20 protein-coding genes are annotated in these 21,567 nt (G+C 40.7%); 7 read left to right on the forward strand and 13 right to left on the reverse strand.

The window, feature by feature from the left end:
• The first annotated feature begins 156 nt into the window (after positions 1-156).
• Positions 157-1,410, forward strand: a complete 1,254-nt coding sequence (gene sbcD, locus H6G74_RS15260) for an exonuclease subunit SbcD (protein WP_190968484.1) — start codon at positions 157-159, stop codon at positions 1,408-1,410.
• A 116-nt stretch (positions 1,411-1,526) separates the two neighbouring features.
• Here the strand turns inward: sbcD and H6G74_RS15265 are convergent, their stop codons facing one another.
• The 3 genes from H6G74_RS15265 to H6G74_RS15275 form a co-directional block, all read right to left on the reverse strand.
• A complete protein-coding gene (locus H6G74_RS15265; protein WP_190968485.1) occupies positions 1,527-2,462 on the reverse strand; it encodes an alpha/beta fold hydrolase in 936 nt (311 codons plus the stop codon).
• 9 nt (positions 2,463-2,471) lie between these two features.
• Positions 2,472-2,978, reverse strand: a complete 507-nt coding sequence (locus tag H6G74_RS15270) for a DUF4112 domain-containing protein (RefSeq protein ID WP_190968486.1) — start codon at positions 2,976-2,978, stop codon at positions 2,472-2,474.
• Between the two features lie 294 nt (positions 2,979-3,272).
• Positions 3,273-4,196, reverse strand: a complete 924-nt coding sequence (locus H6G74_RS15275; RefSeq protein ID WP_190968487.1) for a YihY/virulence factor BrkB family protein — start codon at positions 4,194-4,196, stop codon at positions 3,273-3,275.
• A 181-nt stretch (positions 4,197-4,377) separates the two neighbouring features.
• Here H6G74_RS15275 and H6G74_RS15280 point away from each other — a divergent pair, with 181 nt between their 5' ends.
• Both H6G74_RS15280 and H6G74_RS15285 read left to right on the forward strand, forming a co-directional pair.
• Positions 4,378-4,929, forward strand: coding sequence for a DUF4870 domain-containing protein (locus tag H6G74_RS15280; RefSeq protein WP_190871214.1), 552 nt, complete (start codon positions 4,378-4,380; stop codon positions 4,927-4,929).
• 416 nt (positions 4,930-5,345) lie between these two features.
• Positions 5,346-5,612, forward strand: coding sequence for a hypothetical protein (locus H6G74_RS15285; protein ID WP_190871215.1), 267 nt, complete (start codon positions 5,346-5,348; stop codon positions 5,610-5,612).
• Between the two features lie 91 nt (positions 5,613-5,703).
• Here H6G74_RS15285 and H6G74_RS15290 read toward each other — a convergent pair whose 3' ends face one another.
• The 7 genes from H6G74_RS15290 to H6G74_RS15315 form a co-directional block, all read right to left on the reverse strand.
• Positions 5,704-6,900 carry a site-2 protease family protein gene (locus tag H6G74_RS15290; protein ID WP_190968488.1) on the reverse strand — a complete coding sequence of 399 codons (1,197 nt, stop codon included), beginning with the start codon at positions 6,898-6,900 and terminating at the stop codon, positions 5,704-5,706.
• A 199-nt stretch (positions 6,901-7,099) separates the two neighbouring features.
• Positions 7,100-7,747, reverse strand: a complete 648-nt coding sequence (locus H6G74_RS15295; protein ID WP_190968489.1) for a DUF3226 domain-containing protein — start codon at positions 7,745-7,747, stop codon at positions 7,100-7,102.
• Between the two features lie 2 nt (positions 7,748-7,749).
• The gene (locus tag H6G74_RS15300; RefSeq protein WP_190968490.1) at positions 7,750-8,865 is read right to left on the reverse strand and encodes an AAA family ATPase; all 1,116 of its coding nucleotides are present in this window, start codon (positions 8,863-8,865) and stop codon (positions 7,750-7,752) included.
• A 250-nt stretch (positions 8,866-9,115) separates the two neighbouring features.
• Positions 9,116-12,313, reverse strand: a complete 3,198-nt coding sequence (locus H6G74_RS15305; protein WP_190968491.1) for a GAF domain-containing sensor histidine kinase — start codon at positions 12,311-12,313, stop codon at positions 9,116-9,118.
• Positions 12,314-12,503: 190 nt separating this feature from the next.
• Positions 12,504-12,833, reverse strand: a complete 330-nt coding sequence (locus H6G74_RS15310; protein ID WP_190968492.1) for a DUF6464 family protein — start codon at positions 12,831-12,833, stop codon at positions 12,504-12,506.
• Between the two features lie 67 nt (positions 12,834-12,900).
• The gene (locus tag H6G74_RS30950; protein WP_206756989.1) at positions 12,901-13,110 is read right to left on the reverse strand and encodes a hypothetical protein; all 210 of its coding nucleotides are present in this window, start codon (positions 13,108-13,110) and stop codon (positions 12,901-12,903) included.
• A gap of 46 nt (positions 13,111-13,156) precedes the next feature.
• Positions 13,157-13,645, reverse strand: a complete 489-nt coding sequence (locus H6G74_RS15315) for a hypothetical protein (protein ID WP_242051241.1) — start codon at positions 13,643-13,645, stop codon at positions 13,157-13,159.
• 121 nt (positions 13,646-13,766) lie between these two features.
• Between H6G74_RS15315 and H6G74_RS15320 the strand changes: the two genes are divergently transcribed.
• The 3 genes from H6G74_RS15320 (at position 13,767) to H6G74_RS31545 (ending at position 16,259) form a co-directional block, all read left to right on the forward strand.
• Positions 13,767-15,320 (forward strand): FAD-dependent oxidoreductase, encoded by a 1,554-nt coding sequence (locus tag H6G74_RS15320; protein ID WP_190968494.1) that lies wholly within the window; start codon positions 13,767-13,769, stop codon positions 15,318-15,320.
• A gap of 25 nt (positions 15,321-15,345) precedes the next feature.
• On the forward strand, positions 15,346-16,047 hold the full coding sequence (locus tag H6G74_RS15325; protein ID WP_190968495.1) for an actin-binding WH2 domain-containing protein: 702 nt from the start codon (positions 15,346-15,348) through the stop codon (positions 16,045-16,047).
• 77 nt (positions 16,048-16,124) lie between these two features.
• Complete coding sequence (locus tag H6G74_RS31545; protein ID WP_277927159.1) at positions 16,125-16,259, forward strand: hypothetical protein; 135 nt, start codon at positions 16,125-16,127, stop codon at positions 16,257-16,259.
• Between the two features lie 357 nt (positions 16,260-16,616).
• On the opposite strand, the gene H6G74_RS15330 is transcribed toward H6G74_RS31545, so the two are convergent.
• The 3 genes from H6G74_RS15330 to acsF all read right to left on the reverse strand — a co-directional run bounded on the left by H6G74_RS15330 (position 16,617) and on the right by acsF (position 20,086).
• Complete coding sequence (locus H6G74_RS15330) at positions 16,617-17,078, reverse strand: BON domain-containing protein (protein WP_190968496.1); 462 nt, start codon at positions 17,076-17,078, stop codon at positions 16,617-16,619.
• Between the two features lie 50 nt (positions 17,079-17,128).
• Positions 17,129-18,715 (reverse strand): general stress protein, encoded by a 1,587-nt coding sequence (locus H6G74_RS15335; protein ID WP_190968497.1) that lies wholly within the window; start codon positions 18,713-18,715, stop codon positions 17,129-17,131.
• Between the two features lie 294 nt (positions 18,716-19,009).
• Entirely contained in the window at positions 19,010-20,086 is a 1,077-nt protein-coding gene (gene acsF / locus H6G74_RS15340; protein WP_190968498.1) for a magnesium-protoporphyrin IX monomethyl ester (oxidative) cyclase, read from the reverse strand.
• A gap of 631 nt (positions 20,087-20,717) precedes the next feature.
• Here acsF and H6G74_RS15345 point away from each other — a divergent pair.
• Complete coding sequence (locus H6G74_RS15345; RefSeq protein ID WP_190968499.1) at positions 20,718-21,434, forward strand: biliverdin-producing heme oxygenase; 717 nt, start codon at positions 20,718-20,720, stop codon at positions 21,432-21,434.
• Positions 21,435-21,567: the final 133 nt, after the last annotated feature.

Here is a 21,567-nt window from a genome sequence, read left to right on the forward strand (position 1 = left end):
CAGCATGACTGGCTCACTTTGGAATGTATGTTTTTTTCTCTTGTTTCTTTTTTCTTTACTTCCTCTGCTTCATTTTTTGCTCCCGATCGCTTGACTTTTAAGACAGTCGCTACTTATTTATCATTAATATGGAAACACGGAATTATTGAAATTTTTATGATTAAAATCCTCCACCTTTCAGATATCCACATGGGAAGCGGTTTTTCCCACGGTCGAATTAACCCGGCGACTGGGTTAAACACGCGGTTAGAGGATTTTGTACAGACTTTATCCCTGTGCATCGATCGCGCATTGACAGATCCTGTAGATTTGGTAATCTTTGGTGGTGATGCCTTTCCTGATGCGACACCGCCGCCGTATGTACAAGAAGCTTTTGCGAGTCAATTTCGTCGGCTGGTAGATGCTAATATCCCGACAGTATTGTTGGTAGGAAATCATGACCAACATTCCCAAGGTTTAGGAGGCGCAAGCTTAAATATTTATCGAACTTTGGGTGTACCGGGGTTTGTGGTGGGTGACACATTAACAACTCATCACATCCAAACTCGTAACGGTAAAGTGCAAGTCATTACTCTTCCTTGGTTGACTCGTTCAACATTAATGACGCGCCAAGAAACGGAAGGTTTATCGTTATCAGAAGTCAACGAGTTATTAACCCAAAGGTTACAAGTTGTGATTGAAGGGGAAATTCGTTGCCTTGACCCAGACGCGCCGACTATATTATTAGCGCACTTAATGGCGGATAATGCAACTTTAGGCGCAGAACGTTTGTTAGCGGTGGGTAAAGGTTTTACTTTGCCTTTATCTTTGCTGACGCGACCTTGTTTTGATTATGTAGCTTTGGGACACGTCCACAAACACCAAAATTTAAATAAACATAACAACCCGCCAGTGATTTATCCGGGGAGTATTGAACGGGTAGATTTTAGTGAAGAAAAAGAAGACAAAGGTTATGTAATGATTGAACTGGAACGGGGAAATACCAGTTGGGAATTTTGTCCCTTACCTGTTCGCAGTTTCCGCACCATTGAAGTAGATATATCTAAAGCCGAAGATCCCCAGGGGGCGATTTTGAAAGCGATCGCCAAATATGATATTCAAGATGCAGTAGTGCGATTAATTTACAAACTCCGTTCCGAACAGTTAGATGTTATTGAAAATGCTGCCTTACACACAGCCTTAAAATCAGCCCACACCTACACCATTCAACCAGAATTACTCAGTCAATTAGCTCGTCCCCGTGTTCCCGAATTGAGTGCGAGTAACAGCATCGACCCGATGGAAGCCTTGAAAACTTACTTAAATAATCGTGAAGACCTCAAGGAAATCGCCGCAAGTATGCTAGAAGCGGCAGAAAAATTACTATCTGATGATGTGGAAATTTGGTTAGAAACTGCTACATCTGATTAATCAAGCCTGGTGCAAGATAGATAGCTGTTTCCATTCTAGTGAGGGAAAAGCAAGAATAATTAACCGCAGATAGAAACAGATAAATTTGTACCTCATTAGACTAGGAAACGCTATCACTAAATAAAATTTGTTTCCTGTAAAAATTTCAAAATTTCTGTATTAATCACTTTAGCTGAACCTGTAGAAGCATCATGATAACAATCAGTCAAGATGTGAAATTTAGAATTAGCAATACATTGATGAAGCTTTTCACCATGACTAGCCGGAAACCAACTGTCTTTATCACCCCATAAAATTAGTGTGGGACACTCAATATTGGATAACTTGCTTTGAATTCTTGTGAGCATGTTAGATTTATTGCTTTGCAAGTTTTCAATTTCTCGCGCCGCTAGTTGTAAATCTTCGGCAACTTTTACCAATGTACCGGGAATTTCTGTAAAAGGATAAGTAATCCAATACACATCTTCCTGTGACAAAATTGATGGGTCAAATAGAACTCTCCGGCGTTCAATTGCCATAACTTCTCTGACGAGTGGAGCAGCAAAATAAGCTAACCGCAAAGAGTCTATTGCTTGCAAAACTTCGATGGGTGTGTGAGCTAAAATCGACATTGCCCAATGCGGTAAGCGGTCAGCAAAAATTGGCACATTAACTACTATTAACCGCGCGATTAATTCTGGTTTTTCCTGTGCTAACGCTAAAGCAACTAAACCACCCAAAGACTCGGCAACCACAACCGCAGGCTCATCACATAATTCTTGAATAATCCGCTCTAATTCAATTACTTGATGACCGTCATGTTCTCGACGTAGACAAGGTTTTTCGGAAAATCCAAAGCCTTTGGCATCAAAACAAATTACCCGAAAATATTTTGATAATGGTTCAACACTATAACGCCAGTTATAGCTCCAACTGCCCATACCGTGCATTAAAATTAAAGGTTTACCTGTACCTTTTTCTCCATAGGCAATCTGCACAGGATAGCCTTGAGCATCAGTAATAATGAGGTTTTGTCTACCTTGAGGAAAAGTTTCTTGCCACCAATCTTTCATGCTTTTACACTAACCACCAGTTAATAGTCGCCACAAAATGCTAATTAATAATATTGGGATTGTGATTAAAACAATGCCTAGCAATAATAAGCCAACTAAAACAACTAGCACAAACCCAGTATCAGCTTTTTTTGTACTGCCAGGAATTTTTAAGTGTTCTTCTAACAGCTTGAGATTATATTCATTCGACTTCCAAGCAAAATCAAATAAGTCTCCGGCTACAGGTAAACTGCCTACCAAACTATCAATTATGATATTCAAAATCATTCTGCCCAAAGTTGCTTTAGACGCACCTAATCTGGCAGCTTCTAAAATGATGTAACTGGAAAATATCAATCCCACAACATCACCACCAACAGGTAACAGCCCTAATAATGGATCTAAACCGACACTCACATCTGTACCAGGAATAGTGATGGCTTTGTCCATTACGCGACTCAACTGGCGCAGTCGCCTCAAGGAAGGTGCTTTAGCGTCAGGATCAATATGAGAAAACCGTGGGGAAGAATCAGGCATTCAAGCGATCGCTTCTTTGAAGTGGGAACCGTTCAACATTGTACTGCTGCTTGGTAATTTGACAAGGGTTTGTCCTAATACTTAATTTAGAGTGCTGAGTATGCAGTTATATTTGCATCTTGCACCTAGCGACTGAAGTCGCCGCTACACAGACAAAACCCGCACTTCAACAAGCTCATTGACTTCCTCTGCGGGGTCAAAACCCTTGTTTTTACGATAGTCCGCGCAGGCGGACTTTGTTTTTATAGCCGCGAATTCCATTCGTCGGGGCTAAGTGAAAGATACGTGTATAGATTATTTTTCTGCTCCCTTGCTTTCCTGCGCCTTTGCTTCCTGACTCCCTATCTTTTGATAGCGCATATCTTCGCCGACAATCACGTTTAGTTGATTTCCAATGAGTAACACAGCTGCGCTCATCCACAGCCACAACATTAAAACAATCACAGTCCCGACTGCGCCATAAACTTTATTGTAATTACCAAAATTAGTGACATAAAGCCGGAATAGTGACGATAGTATTGCCCAAAAAATTGCTGCTAAACTTGCCCCTGGCATAATTGGTGTACCAAAATTCCAGACACTAGGGCCATAGCGATACACAAAACTAAAGGCGGTAGCAACAATACTTAAACTCACAGGCCAGCGTAATAACTGCCAAAGGTGCTGCAAGAATAATAAAGAACTATGCTCATAGACGGCTATTTTTAATAGTAGGTCACTGACAAAAACTAAAAACGAAGCCAACATCAACAGTACTATTGTACCAATTGTTAAGCCCAATGAAATCAGTTTAGATTGCCAGAAAGGACGGCTTTTTTGTGGCGGAGTTTGATGGATTTGATCAAATGCTGTCATGGCTGTACTGATAGCACCAGAAGCAGTCCAAAGCGCGATCGCAAAGCTGAGAGAAAACAAACTACTATTTTTAGAGTGGGCAATTTCCCGGCTGGCAAAGTCACGAATCAAAATCATCGCTTCTTCTGGCGCAACTTGACTCAATAAAGCCGCCATCTGTCTAAAAGTATCTTGTAACGATTCTGCCAACAAACCAATCGCTGTCAGTACAGCCAAAATAGCCGGAAACAACGATAACATGGCATTAAAGGCAATTTCAGCAGCAAGTCCTAGTAGTCGTCGTTCGATTGTCCGAGCAAAGGTTTTTTTGAGAATGCGCCAATTCAGATGGCGAAAAAAACGGACAAAACGCGGCTTTGGCATAACTAGGTATTAAGTCTTCACAAGCACAATGCCACAATAACTTATCTAGTGCCATCGGTAAATTAGGACTTACGCAAAAAACCAAAAAGTAAGGTTTGACAGCAGGGTGTATGGGTATGAGGATGTACTTCAACAAGGCAATTGAGGGAATACTCAAAATTAGTAGTATGACCTTTCAACAATGTCACATTTACCATTAACTGTTCGTATATGGGCTGCAATTTGCCATCTTAACGCATTTATTTGGATACCTTTTTTGTTTTTCCAATACACATTGCATAATGCTTTACTTCAGCTTGCGCCACTTCCGCCAGGAGTCTCTATCTGTCTTGTAAGACCACACGCAATTTGTAATGCTGAAGTTCGGTATATGCTTTTTGTTGTGATGTTAATTCAATTAACTTGCGTTTGTTGCCTTCCTTTTATTAGTGTGGTAGTCACATTATTTTTATGGAAAATTAAGAAAAATACTGATTTTTTCATATATCAGCATGGTAAAGAAGCTCTAAAATTTCAACTAGAGTTGGCATATATTATGATTATTTTGCATGTTATTTGTATATTGATATTGATGATATTAAATTCACTAACAGCAGGAGGTTTACTGGTAATAATGATATTAGATGTTTATGTGTTTCCAATCTTAGTAATATTACAATCATTAAAAGCTGTATTCTGCTCGTTTAAGGCATTGAATGGAGGTTTTATTCGTTATAATGACATAGTAAAATGAGAATAGTATAGCATTCCTATTTGATATGTGAACCACAGAGACAAGGGAGACAAGTTAGAGTTTGTTTGAAAAGTATTGGGCGAATAGAATTCGCTACTATACAAGCAAAGTCCACCTACGTGGACTAACACAAAATCAAGGTTTTCAAACCCACGTAGGTGGGTTTTGTCTGTGTAGCCGCGATTTCCAATCGCCCAGTGAGTAATAATTTAGACTTTCCAAACATCCTCTTAGGCGTAAGCCGTAACGCACCGAAAACTTTGCGGTAGATGCGTTATGCTGTCGCTAACACATCCTACTACTTACGCAAAATTATGAAAAAACGAACCGCAAAGGACGCAAAGAACACGAAGTTATAAGAGTTTTAGAGAGTTATTGCGTAAGTCCTATAGTAATTTGATTTTTTTGAGATGTTTATGAACGGAATAGATTGGTTAAGAACATTACATACAAAGCAAATTCTTACAATTAAGAATGATTATTCTCAGTATTTTCTTTATTGTGGTTATGTTATCTATAACAATGGTGACTTCCCACCAGGTTCTGGAATTAAGATTACCTATGCAGAGTTAAAACAGGTATTAAGTGAAAGACCTCACGTACCAAATAAAGCCGAAACTAAACGTATCAGACAGAAAGCGGCAAAGCAAAAAGTCAGGTCATATCAATCTAGTAAATTCTGATATCAAATAATAACCGCCAATACTCACGAACAAACACAAATAATCTTCCTTAACTATCTGCATTCATCCGCGTTAATCGGCGGTTAAAAATTTAATTAACAGTAGACTTAGCAATTACTCCCAACTGCAACCCCGGCGGATAACTACCTTCTTCTTTAATCCGCTTAATTTCTACATCAGTGAATGGAATACTTAACTTTTGTGCAACTGCACTCACAATATCACCCCGGTCAATTACGCCAGCTACCGCACCAGCCGGAGATAGTACAGTAATACGTGATAACTGTTCATTTTCTAGTTTGTTAATTACTTCTGCGATCGCAGTTGATTCGGTGACTGTTGGTATTTCTGTGAGAGGATGAACAATAGTTTGCAGAGTGCGGGTTTCCCATTCACTTCTTTCGACTAAGCGCAAATCATCAATCGCCACCAGACCGCGATAACGGCCATCCGACGCAGCAAAATAAACTTGTGGTGCAGCACTTTCTAATAAATATGCGTCAGCAAAGGCGCGTAAACTCTGGTCAGCATCAACTACGCGAAAATCCCGCGTCATCGCACTACTAGCTACCATTTTCAACAAAGTTTCTTGTAAGGTAGTCACGCGGTCGTAGGTGTTGGCGTTACGAATCCCAAACCAACCAATCATTGCAATCCACAAACCGAGTGCTAATTCTCTTGTAAAGAAATCTACCGCAAATCCGAAGGCGATCGCTGCATAACCCAAAATTTGTCCTGATCTTGCAGCCCAGTGTACTGCTTGAAAGCGATCGCCTGTAACTTTCCATAGTGCTGCTTTTAATACCTGACCACCATCCAACGGTAAGCCTGGAATCAAGTTAAATAAGGCGACAACCAAGTTAATTCTCGCCAAATCCCCCACCATCATACTCAGAGGACTAGTCTCAGGGATGAAAATTGCTACCAGCCGCAATAAGAAAAACAACCCCACACTGACCAAAGGCCCGGCTATGGCTACTTGAAAGGCCTTACCGGGAGTTTTTGATTCTTCTTCAATTGCGGCAATCCCACCAAACAAAAACAGGGTGATGGAATTAACTTTAATACCTTGCGATCGCGCTGCCAAACTGTGACCTAATTCGTGTAACAATACCGAAGCAAATAGCAGCAATGCCATGACTATCCCCGCACTCCAGGCGATGACAGACCCCCATTCTTGGTAAGCCACACCAAAATTGAGGGTTGCTAGTCCTAAAATCACAAACCACAAAGGGTCTAAAAACAACGGGATACCAAATAAAGTCCCAATTTTCCAATTTGTTTGCATTACATTGTCCTAAATCTACAATCATCCCAGTTCACTTTAGTCACCCACAGGAAATTTCTCAACTCCTCTTGGTGAGAACATGGTTTTATTTACACTAAATAATCTACGTATTAAAAATTACATTAAAACAGCGATCGCTCACCATTAATATTTTACAAACATATAGGCGATCGCTCCTGAGAAAGCACAAAATACACGATTATAAATTGTAGAGATTTTTAAACCATGTGAAAAATATTTGGGCGTTTGGATGTTGAGGATTTAGGACTTTATACTTAATAGCTTGATGTAGTTGTCTACCTGGTTCTTCTTGCCATGCCAACCAAGTGTAAATTTTGGCTTTATCAATATAAGAATCTTGAAATGGCGCTCCTTGATTTTTTGCTTCTTGTACTACTTCCTGAGCATATTGCCAAATCGATTTATCTTCATCTCTAATCAAATAAGCTAAAAACGTTTCTAACATACCACTTATTTGATTATCTGGCATAATCCAAATACCAAATTTAATGCCATCTTCTGTGGTGTGTATCAGTCCAGTCTCTGGGAGTTGTTCAGGAATATCAGATATACTAGGCAAACAAGCATTTCTGATACTTTGCCAACGAGCAGATAAATTTTCATCTGCGTCTATAATTATGCCTAAATGAGTGAGTCCTGATGCTTGTAATTCTGTAGAAATCAGATTTGAATCTATATTGGGATAACCTTCACAATCTCTAATTAAGACGATTTCTTCCCCTCTTTTTCCCCAAAATATTCCGTTATTTTCGATTAGTTCTGGTATAACTCGTAAGTCATCTTTCCCTTCAACTAATAATTTCTTAGGATTATATTTTTTAACCATGACTAACGAACCTCAATGTCTCTTTCAGCCGCAATGACGATTTGAGGTTCTGTGAAAACTACACTTGTGTTTTTATCTCGCTCAATTCTGTGGATTCTAATACCCTCTTCAGTTGTATCTTCTTGTTCTGCAATACTAGCTAAACTAGTCCAACAATCGCTGTTATGAGTAGTTGCAAAAACTTGCACATTTAATCTTGTAGCTATTTTCCAAATCATTTTCCACATATCAGACATGGCTGTAAAATGGAGTCCAGTATCAATCTCATCAACAAATAAGTATCCATCTTTAGCACATACTGTAGCTAGTGCAAGTCCTAATATCCGCCAAATACCATCACCCATACTACCAATTGGTACACGTTCACCGCTATCAAGGAGTACGAAAAAACCACCCCGTGAATCTAAGGAATATCTTAATTTTTGAGAACTCACTGGAGCAATCCGTTTCATTTTAGAATCTATGCTACGTAGTGCTTGTTCTACAATTGTTTCTTCAGGTGTTAGTACTATCTGATCAAATAGTTCAATCATCTTTTCTGTTCCCAGGGAAGATGATGTGACAAATTGTATTTTTGGGGCTGGATTTTGGTTATCTCTACGCAATTGTCCAGTATGATCTACATGAAGTCCAGTATTAGCTGATAGCGGTAGCCCCCAACCCCAGTCTTCTTTTCCAAAAGACCACTTAATCCTAAAATATAGTTCTTTTAAGGCTTCTGGCAATTCATCGTATATCAGATTAGGCGATAAACCAAATCGCTCTGGTAAAGAAATTTTACGTACTTTTATTGATGCAACAAACTCGTGTTGAATATTGCCATTAATACCTATGATGGAAAATTTACTACCCTGTTCAATTCTGTGACCATAAAAAAGGTGACGGATATCCAAATCTTGATTTTGCTCACCTTCATCATCAAAATAATATTCACCCCGTCTAATCATTGTCTGACGTAGTGGTTCAAGATTATGCTGTGAGCATAAAAGTTGAATGGCTTCTAATATTGATGTTTTACCACTATTATTTTTACCAACAAGCAGGTTTACTCTACCAAGCTGCTGAAGTGTAAAAGATTGGAAACCACGAAAATTTTCTATTTTTATCGTCTTCAACATAATTTTGTTAGCCGACGGCAAGCCTTAGTTAATGACTGGTATTAGTATAAACAGTCTTAACACCCCTCAATCTAGCAAAAGGAACAATTGCTGAATTTCATTATGCGATCGCTTATCTCTGTGTATCCCTCACCGTATGTGATAGCTGTTGTGTACCTTGCACAGCATATACTTCACATTTTACCTGTACCGCATCGCCAAAGATTTGTGGTGCGTTAGGAAGATTTTCCATAACGCACCTGAACATTAACTATTGTGGCTCTGAAGGATTGATTTTAGCTAACGATTTACTACTTGTTACCTGACGAATTGGTAGTTCAACTACAAACTCTGAACCTTTGCCGAGTTCCGAGTGGCAATATATCTTACCTTTATGTTTATCTGTAACAATTTGATAACTGATAGAAAGCCCTAGCCCTGTACCTTTACCAACAATTTTAGTTGTAAAAAATGGGTCAAACAATCGCGCCAAGATATTTTCTTCTACACCAAATCCATTGTCAGCAATCCGAATCGAAACCCAGTCTTTATTCATGAGAGAAGTAGAAATCCGAATTTCACTAGGTTTTGCTGCTAGTGATTCAAGAGTAGATTGGGCATTTCGCTCTTCTAAAGCATCAATAGCATTAGAGAGCAAATTCATAAATACTTGGTTTAATTGACCAGGATAGCATTCGATTAAAGGTAAAGAATCATAGTCTTTGATGACATGAATAGTAGGGCTATCACCTGAAGGCTTTAAGCGGTGTTGCAAAATCATCAATGTACTGTCAATACCTTCGTGAATATTTGCTACTTTAAAATCAGCTTCATCTAAGCGAGAAAAATTGCGTAATGAGGCGACAATTTCACAAATGCGTTCACTTCCTACTTGCATCGACTGAAATAATTTTGGTAAATCGTCAAATAGAAATTCGATTTCTGTGTTATTAAAAAATTCTCGAATTTCAGGGGCAGCATCGGGATGATGTTGGCGATAAAGTTTTACGCAACGGAGTAAATCTTGAGTATATTGGTGCGCGTGTTGCAAGTTGCCGTAAATAAAATTAATTGGGTTGTTAATTTCATGGGCAACTCCCGCTACTAATTGTCCCAAACTCGCCATTTTTTCGGCGTGAATAATTTGCATTTGGGCAGTACGTAACTCGTTCAATGCTTGGGCCAGTTGATTTGCTTCTTCACGGGTTTGACCGAGTAAACTAGATTGTTGGAATAAGTTGGCTTGACGCAAAGCAACGCTGATTTGAGCGGCTACTTGGGTAACAAATTCGAGTTCTTCTTCTTCCCAATGACGTGCATGGGTGCATTGGTGAATGCACAACAAACCCCAGAGTTCATCACCTTCCATGAGGGGGACAACAATTTGGGCTTTGACTTGGAAGCGTTCAATGACATCTAGATGGGGGACTTTGGAACCAATGCTGTTGACATCAGAGATTACTTGTACTTGTCCTTGACGATATTGCGGTGCGAAATTGTCACCAAAGCAATAGTCTTGCACCTTCACAGACAAAGCAGAATCGAATTTAGGTAGTACGTCTTCAGCGATAAATTCGCCACTACAAAAACCCACATTCGGATCAAAGCGAAATATCCCGACTCGATCTGCTGTGAGCGATCGCCTGATTTCTTGTACTGTAGTCTTGAGGATAGTCTCTAAATCTAATGATTCTCGAATTTTAACCACCAAATCAAATAAAATTCGGCGCTGTTCTGCTGATTTGTGCAGTTCATTGGCGCGAGTCTGCACTTGAGTCATCATTTGAGAACTTTGCAGTGCTACTCCTAGTTGGCTGGCTACCTGTCCCAAAAATTCTACTTCTACAGTATCCCAGTGGCGTGGTGCAGAATGCTGATAAGCTGCCAGTAAGCCCCACAAATTTCTGCCGACAAAAATGGGAGTCAATGCGTAGGCACGAATTTTAAATTGCTCTAAAATATCCAGGTGACAGCGAGTGTGTCCAGCTTGGTAGATATCGTTGACAGCAAAATGTTCGTTGTTGCGATAACGTCCGCCTTTGGTTTCTTGCAGATAAGTATCTTGCCAAACGAGATTTTTGCCAAAGGGGTTGATGCTATCCCATTGTGCCTCAACCATCCCAAAATGACTCACAAATTCGCCACTCCAATCTTGATTAAAGCGATAAACCCCAACTCTCTCGACTCGCAACAGCTTACATACTTCTTGGCAAGTTGTTTTCAAAATCAAATCAATATCCAGAGATGAGCGAATTTTACCGACGACTTCTGTGAGTGCGCGTTGACGAGCGATCGCTTCTTGTAAGGCGGTTGCTTGTTGTTTCGATTGATTCAAATTCTCGGCTTGTTGAATTGCAACACCTAATTGCGCTCCTACTTGTCCCAAAAACTCAACTTCATAATTTACCCATTGGCGTGGCCCAGAATGTTGATAAGCTGCAATCAGTCCCCACAGTTTCGTCCCAGTAAAGATTGGTGCTAAGGCATAAGCACGAATTTTAAATTGCTCAAGAATGTCAATATGGCAACGTGAGTGACCAACTTGGTAAATATCATTGACAACAAAACTTTCGTTGTTGCGGTAGCGCCCCCCTTTGGTTTCTTGCATGTAGGTATCTTCCCACACCAAATTTTTCCCAAATGGGCTGAGTCTATCCCACTGTGCTTCCACCATCCCAAATTGGCTGACAAATTCACCACTCCAGTCTTCATTAAAGCGATAAACTGCCGCCCTCTCTAGCTTGAGAAGTTTGCAGAGTTCTTGACAAGCAGTGTTGAGGATAATTTCGGTATTGACTGATGAGCGAATATTCCCGACTACTTCTGTTAAAGCACGTTGTCTGGCGATCGCATCTTGCAGTTCGGCGGTGCGTTGTTTGGTTTGCTCAATCATTTCGGCTTGCTGCATCGCTACGCCCAGATGGCTGGCGGCTTGTGCTAAGAATTCGACTTCGTGATGTTCCCATTGCCGAGAAGCGGAGTGTTGATAAGCTGCCAGCAAACCCCACAGTTTAGCACCCACAAAAATAGGTGCGATCGCATACGCCCGAATCTGAAACTGTTCTAACACTTCAATATGGCAACGTGCATGACCTGCATCGTAAATGTCAGACACAGCAAACGGTTCATTTTTGCGATATCTTCCGCCCTGGGTTTCTTGTAAATGAGAATCTTGCCACACCAAGTCTTGACCAAAGGCTGTCAGTGTATTCCAAGGTGGTTCAGCAAAGCCCAAACGATTAATAAAACTACCACTCCAGTCAGGATTGAACTGGTAAATTGCTATACGCTCAATCTTTAACTGTCGGCAAAGGTCTTGACAAGTAGTTGAACACAAAGATTCTAACGGTACTGATCCCCGAATTTTAGCCAAAATCCTTGCTAGTATTTTTTGATATTGGACATCAAGTTGTAATTGTTTTTGACATTCTTGTAAAGATGATGTCGCATCATAATCATTTATTGACATAAACTGTTGAAAACTTAAACACTTAGTTACAGTGTTCCCGGTTTTACTTTTTGACTCACAGATAGCAACAAGAACCAACTATGTCTTGAGGCAAATTTTCTCATCTTCACAAGACTTTTACGTTTCCCATCAAAGTGTTGAATCGGCTAAAACACATCAAAATTATGATTCAAGTTTAAATTTTCAATCTTTAAATTGATTCGCTACTAGTTAATTCTTTCTGCTCGTAGTAACGACAACCTTGACAGGGACCACAGGGGTTAACAGCACAACGAATATAACCAGAACGGGCGTTAAATTTGCAACTAATGTCACCAATTAAATAGCCTACCCCTTCTAAATAGTAGCGATCGCCCTCCATCCGTTGGATGTTGTGTCTATCCCTTGTCCCGGCAAAATTCATGGCTGCTTGTCTGAGCTGCGCCCTTGTTCTTAAATGGGTTTTCCTAATTAACCACAAAGAAAACAGGGACGGTAAAAAACCAACGACAATTATCAAAAGTGTCTTTATATTTAACACCTTCTTTTTACCCCTTTTATGCGCTGATTGATTGATCGTCCCAGATATGACATTCTACCCGAATTTCTCACGTATGGGTAACGGGTGTGGGGAGAGAGGGGAGTGTGGGGAGAGGAGGGGGAAAGATTTCTTCACTATCCTCCCACCCTTCCCACCCTTCCCACACCTCCCACACCCCTGGATTTCTCTCTTGTGAGAAATCCAGGTCTAGTGGTTGCCAGAATGCAACTAGGGCGTGGCATCTGGCAAAAACTACCAGTGCCACTTCAATCAGCATAACCGCTACAACCGATTGGGTGAACCACGGTTAATTTTTTATAACTTTAAGATTTGTTGATTAGCGCCCCCAAGGAAAAAGTTTTTGGTTCAATATCCGCTTTTTGTTGGTTTTTTTGGTGTCTTTGTGCGGCTAATCTGCGGTTTTTATTGTGCTGTCTCAGTTTTTGTGCTAGTGATGCGGCTTCTCTTTCAGCACGGAATAAATCAACTTTTCTTGTTGTCAGAATTAAAGAATCATCTGACTTTTGTTTTACCCAAGGAATACTGACTGTAAAGTATTTAAAAATGTTTTTACGAGATTTACCATTTCCTGACCAAAAATTTCTTTGGCTGTTGATTGCAGAAGCGATCGCTTTTAATTCTAAAATCTCAGTTTCTAACTCTGCGGCCATTTGATTGATAGTTTGGGCTTGCGCTACTAAACGCTCCCAACCACTGATGATTTTTTCTTCTGGCGGTTGTAGGGGTGCGATCGCAGACTGTGATGCGGGAGGTAAGATGGAACTTTTGTAACTGTGTGCGATTTTTTTCATAGTTCCTCTGCTAATGCTACTGAGCTTGTTAGGCATTGTAGCAGCATTTTAATACAAATGTACTAATTAAGTAAATCCTGCAAAGATACGATCATGAGTGTACTCAACCGAGAAACGCTGTATGTCTAGTCCACTAACCGAAAAAATTCTCTCTCAACTTCCGGGTGATGTGTTGCGTGGGTTGCGTCGTACTGATGACATCCTGACAACCATTCGAGAAGATACTGCACCCATACCAACAGTAGTCAAGGAAAGTCAGCAAGATTTAGATCATCTGGAGTGGGATGTCATTATTTGCGGAGGGACTCTAGGCATTTTAATTGGTTGTGCTTTAGCCGTTAGAGGATTGCGTGTAGCGTTAATGGAGCGTGGAATATTAAAAGGCAGAGAACAAGAATGGAATATTTCGCGCCAAGAATTAGAAGTATTTTTGCAATTAAACTTGTTAACAAAAGCAGAATTAGCAAGTGCGATCGCCACTCAATATAACCCAGCTAGGGTAAGTTTTTATGGTGGTTTAGAAGTTTGGGTAGAAAACGTCCTCAATATCGGCGTAGATCCTGTTTATTTACTCGCAACATTAAAAAATAAATTTCTGGCGGCTGGTGGAAAATTATTAGAAAATACACCCTTTACTGAAGTTGTCGTTCATCCCAATGGCGTGATTGTTAATCAACAATTTGCTGCTAAATTACTCATCGATGCAATGGGACATCTTTCACCCATCACCAAACAAGCACGCCAAGGCAAAAAACCTGATGCTTTATGTTTAGTTGTGGGAAGTTGCGCTCAAGGTTTTCCGGAAAATCCATCAGGCGATTTGTTGTTATCCTTTACATCCTTGCAGAATCAGTGCCAATACTTCTGGGAGGCTTTTCCCGCTAAAGACGGCAGAACCACCTACTTATTTACCTACATGGATGCCCATCCACAACGCTTGAGTTTAGAAACTTTATTTGAAGAATATCTGCGCCTACTGCCCACATATCAAGGCGTAGAATTGTCAGATTTAAAATTTCAACGGGCGTTATTTGGTTTTTTCCCGACTTACCGCGATAGTCCACTCAAAACCCCCTGGAATCGAATTTTACCAGCCGGAGATAGCAGTGGGAGTCAATCGCCGTTAAGTTTTGGTGGTTTTGGTGCAATGGTGCGTCACCTCAAACGTTTAACTTTTGGGATTGAAGCAGCATTACAAACAAATCAATTATCTGCACAAGCATTGTCACTACTGCAACCATATCAACCAAATTTGAGTGTAACTTGGTTATTTCAAAAAGCTATGAGTGTGGGTGTAAATCAAAATATTCCCCCAGAGCAAATTAATCAATTGCTGGCGGCAGTATTTGAGGAAATGCAAAAGCTCGGTAATCCAGTCCTCAAGCCATTTTTGCAAGATGTGGTGCAGTTTTCGGCATTGACAAAAACACTGATGAAAACGGGGTTATCTCATCCAAAATTAATTGCCAAAATAATTCCCCAAGTTGGGTTAATAAACTTACTTGATTGGTTGGTGCATTATGGAAATTTAGGTATTTACACTGCCTTGTTTACTCTTAGTCCAGTGTTAGAAACATGGATTAAGAGCCTACCAACTCAACAACAATATTACTGGCATCGCTTGATGGATGCTTGGAAGTATGGCTCTGGTGCTGATTACTGTGATGAAAGTTAAATAGTATGTGTGTGAGGATAATCTAATGGAACGGAAAGCTGGCGGTATTAAATATTTTGCGGTGTTAATTGGTTTACTGCGTGATCGCCAAGGTTTTTTAGAAGAAGTTCGTCAAGGAATTAGAATCCCTAGTAAGATAATTTCTTTGCTAGTTTGTAGTTCTATTTTCATTGCCATCTACGGGGGAATTATTGGTTCTTCTCATAGCTGGATGCAGGCTATTTCTTCGGCGGTGAAACTACCAGCACTGTATTTAATTACTTTGCTAATTTGTCTGCCCACACTATTTTTCTCTAATATTATTTTTGGTTCCAAGCGGACTTTTGGGCAGCATTTTATTTTAGTACTGACAGCAGTTGCAGTTACAAGTGTTTTGTTATTTAGTTTTGCACCAATCACGCTGTTTTTCTTAATCACCACCAATAACTATCAATTTATCCTGGTATTAAACGTATTAATCTTTGCCATCACTGGATTTATTGGGATTTCCGCTTTATACCAAGCAGCCAATATAGTTATTGAACAAGAGGATGATGGTAGTAAAACTCGCAAGCGAATCTTACAATCTTGGCTGTTTCTTTATGCTTTTGTGGGTAGCCAATTAGGTTGGACTCTTAGACCTTTCTTTGGTTCCCCTATGCACCCCTTTCAACTGTTCCGCGAAAGAGAAGGTAATTTTTATTTAGGTGTAATGAAAGCTATCGGCTATCTTTTAGGATTCAATTAAATAGAGCAACGTAAATATTTGTATTTAGGAAAAGTCCAACAAAGATTGTTTGAGAGAAAGGCCTGGATTTCTCTCTTGTGAGAAATCCAGGGGTGTGGGAGGTGTGGGAGGTGTGGGAGGATGGTGAAGAAATCTTTCCCCCCTCTCTTCCCACACTCCCCACACTCCCCTCTCTCCCCCCCAAACTCACCACACCCGCTACCCATACGTGAGAAATTCGGGAAAGGGTGTAAGGGCTTCGTCGTGAGCGTCAACTGAACGATGAAAGCATAGGGGTGTAAGGGTTTTGAATACCTACACCCCTACGGGGAAATCAAAATTCAACAGTCAGAAAATTGTTGACCCTCCGAATTTTAGATTTTGGATTTTGGATTTTGGATTCTTTAGGGTACAAGCCCCACCCCGCAGAATTTTGGATTTTGGATTTAATCTAAAATCGCAAATCTAAAATCAAAAATTGTTTATCCCTTGTGGTCGGGGTCAATCCAAAATTGCAAATCTAAAATCCAAAATTACTGGACTTTTAACTTAAATGTTGCCTCTTCGCTCAGTATTTTGCCATAACTCAATTATTGGTTAGGAGGAGCAACAACGGCTTTGTTAACTACGCTCTTTACACCTTTGATTTCTTGTGCGAGGGGCTGAATCTTATTCAACTGATCTTGATTATTTACAGTACCATTGACGGTGACTGTACCATTTTTATCGGCAGCAACTGTTAGCTGACCACCAGGAATGTTAGCTTCTAATTTAGAACGGACTTCACTGGCTAGGTCGCCTGTAGCTCTTTGGGTATCACCACCAGTAGCATTGTTGCGTTGTTCTCGCGCCCGGATATCTTCATTTAGTTGTCGGCGGCGCAGTTCACTTTGAGCATCTTCTTTTGCTTCTTGAGTTGTTTGTGCAGCCGGGGAAGCAGGATTTTGATTTACTGTATCTGGTGCTGATTCACTGGTGCGAGAAGGATTTTGACAAGCAGCAGCACCAAGAAGAAGTAAGCCACTAATAAAAAAGGGAGCTAGTTTTTTCATTGGTTTAACTTAATGATTGATAGATTAGCAATGAAGGGTTTTTGTTTTAGTTAGAGTGTGTCGTCCCGGCGATCAACGATGGTGACGGTGGGATCTGTACGATCGCCTGTCATGGGATAATTGGCGCGACCAGTTTCCATCACTGGGGTTTCTTGATGTCTTGTCCAATCCAAACCGCGATGGGATTCGGTATCAACATCAGTCGCATCAAAAATGTCAAAGTCTTCAATACCACGACGTTGCAGAATAGTTTGGGCGTGTTGAATTTCTGCTTCTGTACCATCAACCATGACTAAGTAATCGCCGCGTTGGAAGCGATCGCTATAAGCTCTTGCACGGTCTTCAGGAATCCCTAATCCCACTAATGCGCCCACTAAACCACCAGCAGCTGCACCAATCGCCCCACCAGCTACAGTTGTGGCTAAAGCGGTTGCTAATGCACCACCAGCAATGACAGGCCCAATTCCAGGGATGGCTAATGCACCCAGACCAACTAATAAGCCACCTAAACCACCCAATGCACCACCTGTTGCGGCTCCAGCTTTAGCACCTTCATCAGCTTTGTTACCGACACCAGCCACACCATGACCATTTGTGTCTTTAGCAATCAGTGAAACGCGATTCATGGGGAAGCCAGCATCTCTAAGTTCATGTAGTGCGGCTTCTGCGTCACGGCGGTGGGAAAATACACCTATGGCGCGGCGGTTCTGATGTAGGGGTGTAGTGGCGTGACTGTGGGGGTCAAAAATCTGCCACTGTTGAATTCTATGGCGGTTGAGAATCGCCGCCGCCCGATGGATTTCGTCATCTGTACCACTGACTGCAACGATGTAATCGCCGTGATTGATGCGCTCGTTATAAAAGCGGGTGCGGTCATCTGGTAATCCATAGCGCACAGCATCCAGGCGCTCGCTATAATTCACCCCTCTTAAAGCTGTTTGATCAATTGACTGCTGATGAATCAAGGAAATTTGGCTCAGAGGAAAGCCAGCCACTCGTAAATCATTAATTGCGGCTTCTGCATCTTGACGCAGACTGAAGTAACCTAAAGCATGTTTGGCATAACCAGTTGTGGGATGAACTTCATGAGTATGGGGATGGTTGTAAATACCATACTCTTCAATTCCCCGACGATGTAAAATGGCTTCGGCTCTGGCAATTTCATCGTCTGTACCATCGACGATGACCAAATAACCACCCCGTTGGACACGTTCGTTATAAACTTTGGCACGTTCTTCAGGGATTCCCAAACCAATCAAAGCGCCAATTAAACTACCAGCCACTGCACCAATACCAGCCCCAGCAATAGTAGTAGCGATCGCTGTTGCAGTTGCACCAGCCAACATAATTGGCCCAATTCCAGGGATGGCTAAAGTTCCGAGACCAACTAATAAGCCTGTTAAACCGCCTAAAGCACCACCTGTAGCTGCACCCACCGCAGCACCTTCGTCAGATTTATCACCCACGCGATCGCTGACTTGCGTACCAGCAATCTCATCTTTACCATCAGCATCTCTCGCAATCACAGAGACTCTATCCATCGGAAAGCCAGAATTTCTCAATTCATGTAATGCTTCTTCAGCATCCCTGCGATTAGAAAATACACCTATAGATCGTCTCCGTACACCAACAACCATTCTCACTTCTCCTAATTAATTAAAATCTTGTGATCACAAATTTATTGAGTTCAATAATCCTATTACTATCCTTTTTCGCTATAATTTCCCTCAATCTCGCGGCGTAAAGTTATTCTCTACCAACAGATATACGTAAGTAGATAATTAATCTAGAAAACTTCTTTTTAAAATAAAAAATGGCATTAATAACATATTTTTTCCAAATAAATATCCCCGACTTATTAAATAGTTCGGGGATATTTATTCTGACTCCTGAATTCTGTTTTGATAAAAGCAATAGCTCAACAAAACCAATTACATAACTGTACCGCGTGTAGATTCAGTCTCAATTGGTTTAATTAGGTATAGCTGTAACATGTGCCAAAAAATAGCAACAATTGGCGGAATTTGTTGGAAGAATTTCACTATACCTGGCTGATTACTGTTTTTAATTGCAGCCAGTTTCAAGTTATTTTCCGAACACTGTTCTAAGCGCCAGAAAAATAGCGGGTGATTTGTATTCAAGATGAGGGGAAATGCGCGTGCAGAAGTGTTATTTGTCTCTTGAATAACTCTGTTGTTGTATTTACGAGGATGAATCCCAATCACTTCGTAAAATGATGCACGTTCAAATACAGTCATTGTATGGGTAGCAAACACAGTCAGCAAAAAGAACCGCACCCACAATTTTGCTGTCCAACTTTTCCAGAGTTTAGTTTGCGATCGCAACAACGCTTTAAAGAAATCTCCGTGGCGATTTTCGTCTTGACACCAACTCTCAAACTTACGGAACAACGGATAAAACTGATATTCTGGATGCTCTTGCATGTGCTGATGCACTAAAATATATCGCCAATAACCAATTTTCTCCGATAGGTAAACTGTGTAAATAATCCACTCTGGCGGGAAAAAGGTATATGTGCGGTTTTTAGTTAAAAAGTTTAAATCTAATGACAGGTTCAAATCTGCCATTGATTTATTCAAAAACCCTGCATGACGAGCCTCATCCCGCGCCAAGTATTCAAATGCTTGAGATAGCAACGGGTTATTTTTTTTCAGGCGACGTGATAATTCTTTAAATAAAAGAAACCCAGAAAACTCCGAAGTACAAGAGCGTTCTAAAAAGTCAATAAAAGCACGGCGTTTTTCTCCTGTAATGTGATCCCATGATTGCTTAAACTCATCATCACGCACAAAGTGATGGCGGTTGTAATCAGCCCGCAATTCATCAATCACAGCCTTGATTTCAGCCTCATTAGCCGATATATCCAATTTCGCCACTGCATCAAAGTCTGTAGTGTAAAACCTGGGTGTTAATAAAGTTTCTGCAACAGGCGCTTTAATACCAGGCTTTAGCAATTGCGGCTCTGGGGTTGCAACTGAATCGACCATGAGACTCCTTTACATTATTTTATCTTTTAATAGTTATATAAGCATAAAATGTTGTATATCCGCATCAGTTGAATTATGGAAAAGCAAATATCACGAGATAACCTTAATGCTCAGGTTTCTCAGGGTTGTAGCTGTGGTTTAGCGGCTAATTTCCTCGCTTTGGAGTGAAGTAGCAATGCAACATCGCTAAATTTGTCTAAATATTGGGGAATATAAAGAAATATTAATAGCTGTATAGTTATACAAGTATTGATAGTTAAATGATTTTGGGAGAGCAAAAATCTCTCAGAACAGTATCGGCAATGGTAGTTGCTGCTTGAAGTGAGGCCGATACTTTTCCCCTCTACATCTAGAATAACAATCCTTAATCTCTGACGTAAATTCTTTTAAAAGTGCTGAGTTTTGAGTGCTGAGTAATTAAAACCAGCCTCTAAGCTGTCACCTCTAGCCCCCAGCCCGAATTTCTCACGTATGGGTAGCGGGGTGTGGGGAGAGAGGGGAGTGTGGGGGGAAAGATTTCTTCACCATCCTCCCACACTTCCCACACCTCCCACACCCCTGGATTTCTCTCTTGTGAGAAATCCAGGACAGCCCCTCAATTTAACGTAAGTCGGTGATAAAGGAATCCAAAATGAGTAGTAACCTAGCCCTCAAACTGCGTACTGGTACGCAAAAAGCCCACACCGCCGCAGAAAATGTGGGATTTATGAAATGTTTTCTCAAAGGTGTAGTTGATAAAGACTGCTTTGCAAAGTTTTTGGGTAACTTGTATTTTGTTTACAGTGAACTCGAAGCAGCATTAGCCAATCAGCAAAACAATCCGATAATTGGTGGATTGTACTTTCCTGAATTAAATCGCCGGGCAGCTTTAGAAACAGACATGGTATTTTACTATGGCAGCAACTGGCGCAATTTAATCGCACCTTCTAACAATGGCAAAAAATACATCGCCCGGATTCAACAATTATCTGCATCTGAACCTGCATTGTTAATTGGTCACGCCTACACGCGCTACATGGGCGACCTTTCTGGTGGTCAGATGTTACAAAAAATTGCTCAATCTACCCTCAAGCTGTCTGGCTATGAGGGTACTTCTTTTTACAACTTTGACCAAATTCCCGACAAAAAAGCCTTTAAAGACAAATACCGCGAAGCTTTAAATGCTGTACAAGTAGATGATGCGACCGCCGAGAGGATTGTTGCTGAAGCCAATTATGCCTTTAGTTTAAATATGCAAATGGCTGAGGAACTAGAAGGAAGTTTAGTTAAAGCGATCGGTCAAGTATTATTTAATAACTTGACCCGTGCCAATAATCCTGGTAGTACAGAAGCAACTGCCACTCATTAATTTTCGCAAAATTTTGCTGTTTGGTTGGAGTCAACACATCATGTACTACAACTGATATCTAAACTAGACAGCAGCTAGTAGGAAAAGGCAGGAGGCAGGAGGCAGGAGTAAATAAATATATTACTCAGCATTC

Source organism: Nostoc spongiaeforme FACHB-130 (assembly GCF_014698475.1).
GTDB lineage: Bacteria > Cyanobacteriota > Cyanobacteriia > Cyanobacteriales > Nostocaceae > Nostoc_B > Nostoc_B spongiaeforme.

What these genes read in the sequence shown, in the direction of transcription:
- H6G74_RS15335 (WP_190968497.1), bottom strand. Translation starts at nt 18,715, where the DNA reads ATGGTTGTTGGTGTACGGAGACGATCTATAGGTGTATTTTCTAATCGC.
- H6G74_RS15345 (WP_190968499.1), top strand. Translation starts at nt 20,718, where the DNA reads ATGAGTAGTAACCTAGCCCTCAAACTGCGTACTGGTACGCAAAAAGCC.
- H6G74_RS15280 (WP_190871214.1), top strand. Translation starts at nt 4,378, where the DNA reads ATGTCACATTTACCATTAACTGTTCGTATATGGGCTGCAATTTGCCAT.
- H6G74_RS15265 (WP_190968485.1), bottom strand. Translation starts at nt 2,462, where the DNA reads ATGAAAGATTGGTGGCAAGAAACTTTTCCTCAAGGTAGACAAAACCTC.
- H6G74_RS15300 (WP_190968490.1), bottom strand. Translation starts at nt 8,865, where the DNA reads ATGTTGAAGACGATAAAAATAGAAAATTTTCGTGGTTTCCAATCTTTT.
- H6G74_RS15325 (WP_190968495.1), top strand. Translation starts at nt 15,346, where the DNA reads ATGGAACGGAAAGCTGGCGGTATTAAATATTTTGCGGTGTTAATTGGT.
- H6G74_RS15330 (WP_190968496.1), bottom strand. Translation starts at nt 17,078, where the DNA reads ATGAAAAAACTAGCTCCCTTTTTTATTAGTGGCTTACTTCTTCTTGGT.
- H6G74_RS15305 (WP_190968491.1), bottom strand. Translation starts at nt 12,313, where the DNA reads ATGTCAATAAATGATTATGATGCGACATCATCTTTACAAGAATGTCAA.
- H6G74_RS30950 (WP_206756989.1), bottom strand. Translation starts at nt 13,110, where the DNA reads ATGCTGATTGAAGTGGCACTGGTAGTTTTTGCCAGATGCCACGCCCTA.
- sbcD (WP_190968484.1), top strand. Translation starts at nt 157, where the DNA reads ATGATTAAAATCCTCCACCTTTCAGATATCCACATGGGAAGCGGTTTT.
- H6G74_RS15290 (WP_190968488.1), bottom strand. Translation starts at nt 6,900, where the DNA reads ATGCAAACAAATTGGAAAATTGGGACTTTATTTGGTATCCCGTTGTTT.
- acsF (WP_190968498.1), bottom strand. Translation starts at nt 20,086, where the DNA reads ATGGTCGATTCAGTTGCAACCCCAGAGCCGCAATTGCTAAAGCCTGGT.
- H6G74_RS15320 (WP_190968494.1), top strand. Translation starts at nt 13,767, where the DNA reads ATGTCTAGTCCACTAACCGAAAAAATTCTCTCTCAACTTCCGGGTGAT.
- H6G74_RS15285 (WP_190871215.1), top strand. Translation starts at nt 5,346, where the DNA reads ATGAACGGAATAGATTGGTTAAGAACATTACATACAAAGCAAATTCTT.
- H6G74_RS15275 (WP_190968487.1), bottom strand. Translation starts at nt 4,196, where the DNA reads ATGCCAAAGCCGCGTTTTGTCCGTTTTTTTCGCCATCTGAATTGGCGC.
- H6G74_RS15295 (WP_190968489.1), bottom strand. Translation starts at nt 7,747, where the DNA reads ATGGTTAAAAAATATAATCCTAAGAAATTATTAGTTGAAGGGAAAGAT.
- H6G74_RS15315 (WP_242051241.1), bottom strand. Translation starts at nt 13,645, where the DNA reads ATGAAAAAAATCGCACACAGTTACAAAAGTTCCATCTTACCTCCCGCA.
- H6G74_RS15270 (WP_190968486.1), bottom strand. Translation starts at nt 2,978, where the DNA reads ATGCCTGATTCTTCCCCACGGTTTTCTCATATTGATCCTGACGCTAAA.